At 40.4% G+C, this 3,068-nt stretch carries 1 protein-coding gene; it reads left to right on the forward strand.

What is annotated here, in order from left to right:
* Window positions 1-3,068: hypothetical protein (locus J2Y37_RS15750; RefSeq protein ID WP_349033408.1), on the forward strand; the 3,068-nt coding region annotated here is incomplete at both ends.

Raw genomic sequence — 3,068 nt, forward strand, 5'->3', positions numbered from 1 at the left:
GGGCAGTTGATTTCAAGTAAACAGTCTAAGCTAACTGTTGACGAAACGTTAGACTTATTAAGAACAAAAGATGCCAGTGGTAACTTCACCACACCACGTCCAGAGCTAAATACAGACAATCTGGAAAAAGCATTTAAACTGGTTGCTGTTGCGAATTATAGAGAGACCAACTCCTATTACGATAAGGATGGGCGTTTAAACTATACGATAGATGCATTGGGTTATGTGACACGTTATAGTTATGATACTTATGATAATGTTGTCAATACAGTACGATTCAATACAGCGACAACACTAAGTCGTGCAAGTACGCTGGCACAATTGGATACAGCATTTAGAACAGCCGCAACCCTTCCAGCACATACGATGACACAGTACATTTACGATGATTTGAATCGTAAAGTTAAAGAGATTGATGCTGCGGGCTATACAGTAGAGACAGGTTATGATGCTTTCGGTAATGTCGTTTGGGTAAAAGATAAAGTAGGGAATAAAGGTTACTTCTATTACGATGGGTTAAATCGAAATACAGTTAAAGTCGATCCAGAAGGTTATGTTACTTACTATTACTACGATGTATTTGGAAATCAAACAGGCGAACGGAAATACTTTGCCAAACTTCAAGGTGCGGATAAAATTGAGGGGGCAAATGGTCTTTTAAATGCTATTCGAGTTATAGCAACAAGTACCGAAGCAGCTCCAACGACACAGCCTTACATTAGTTATGGAGTTACATACAGTCATATTACCTATCAATACGATAAGTTAAACCGAAAAATAAGAATCACAGATGAGATTGGGCATTATGAGGCTTATACCTATAGCAATGGATTTACACAACCCGCTACCTATCGAAATAAACTAGGGGGGGTATATAGCTATACGTATGACGCTTTAGGGCGTTTGACTAAAGAAATATTACCAGAAAAGTCTGGGGATAAAGACGTCATTCATACTTATCAATATGATGCCTTTGGGAACAGGATTAAGCAAATCGAGGCTCTGGGTTTAACAGAACAAAGAGTTTCAGTCTTTGAGTATGACAAATTAAATCGTCTGACCGCAAAGATCGGTGAAGCTGTTAGTGTTACACAGCTGAAAGTGACAGATGCCAGTAAACCTACCCTAAAAAATAAAGTCGTTAGCACAGGAAACATACCGAGAGAGACTTATCAGTACGATGCCTATGGAAATCAGATTTTAAAAACAGATGCCAATGGTGCGAAAACATATAGCTATTATGATAAAAATGCCAGAAAAATTGCTGAAATCAATGCGGTAGGTCAATATACCCGTTGGGACTATACGGCTACAGGTCAGGTCAGCAAACAACTATCTTATGAAAAAGCTTTAGCCCTGCCGAGTCTAGCTGGCGGAAACCTTCCAGCAGCGCCAACTGGAAATGTACGTGTCATTCAATATGGCTATGACAAACTCGATAGACGTATAACCGTCATTACCCCAGATATATATAGTTACGAATATAATGCAGAGGCTAAAGGCGAGCTTGTTAAGCAAAGCGCTACAGAGACGACTGTTTACGATGCCAATGGTAATATCACACGAATCGTGGATGCAAAAGGTAATAGTCGTTATTTTTACTATGACAAAATTGGACGCCAAACTCTCAGTGTAGATAACGAGGGCTACGCTACCCAAACAATTTATGAATACAATGAGACATCGAAGCTCAATACCCAGACAGACATCAAATATGCTAAACGTTTAGCAAGACACCCTGAGACCACGGATAGTGAGAGTGTGATTAGAGCGCTATTGGTTGCAGATGTGACCAATGATCGCAAGACGGTGACGACATTTGATAAGAAGGGACGAGTCAGCAAAACAGAAATACTCAATGTAAAATATACGGATGGTGCAACCACGAAACTGGGAACGAGTACAAGCAGTTTTACTTACAATGGTCTTGATAAAATACTGACCAAAACGGATAGCACAGGAACGATTCGAACCGCTTATGATACCTTGGGGCGTGAAACCCTAAGAACATTTGGGGAATATAAAGACAGTAACAATGTGACTGTGAAGCAGCGTATATCGAGTATATATAACGGACTGGGATTGCTCTCAAGTAGTTCAGTACTCGGCAATAACGACACGATCACAACAGATGATCGCGTGACACAATACGCTTATGACAAGCTAGGACGCCTAGTTAAAGAAACCGATGTCAACTTAAATCATAGTGTGAATTATGCCTATGATCTTGAGGGCAATCAAACTTGGGTGAGTACCGAGCGTAAAACAAATACAGCTGTTTTAAAAACAGATGAAACACTGATTGAATACAATCTTCAAGGAAAAGAGATTACGCGTCGAGTCAATGAGGGTAGTCGAGCGTCACAGACAAGTACAACCATTACCTGGAAAACTTTAGAAGAAAGAGAGACGCGTTACAACGTATTTGGAGAAGTAACAGGGAAACGTTTAGTCAAGTTTGACAGTACGACGAAAGCGACAGATCCTTGGCAAGAAGTGACGGAATATAATAACCAAGGGCAGGTATGGAAGAGCAATGCCAATAATGGTGTCACCCGCTATTACTTGTATGATCGAAATGGAAATGCAACGTTACAGTTAGATACGACGGGTACAACAAGCATTACCGCGAATACTCCAGATCAGATCAAAGATTTGACTGGAATGACCTATACCGAAACTGTTTATGATAAACGTAATCAGGTTGTAGAAGTTAGACAACCAAAATTTACTCAGGACAGTTTAGATACGACCTTAAATTTATTTGGTCAGACGATTTCACGGACGACAGAGAAGTCTACGGTTACATTAACTGATTCGAGCAATAAGCTTAAATTTGATGCAAATACTCAGAAGCTGAATATTCAAGCGAATACGCAAGCGACACGAGTGATCATCAAGTACTGGCCAAAGGGAAGTGCTGCGACATCTGAAAATACTCTGACCATTGATATGCAGGCAGGTGCAGTTGCTGGTGCCTTTGTACTGGATATTTCAGCGATCAAGGCCAATGCTGATTTCAGTTTTAGTTATAGCAGTACGGATGCGACAGGAAAGGTATTAGACAG

The organism is Acinetobacter sp. 3657, from assembly GCF_031456775.1.
In the GTDB taxonomy this organism is placed as follows: Bacteria; Pseudomonadota; Gammaproteobacteria; order Pseudomonadales; family Moraxellaceae; genus Acinetobacter.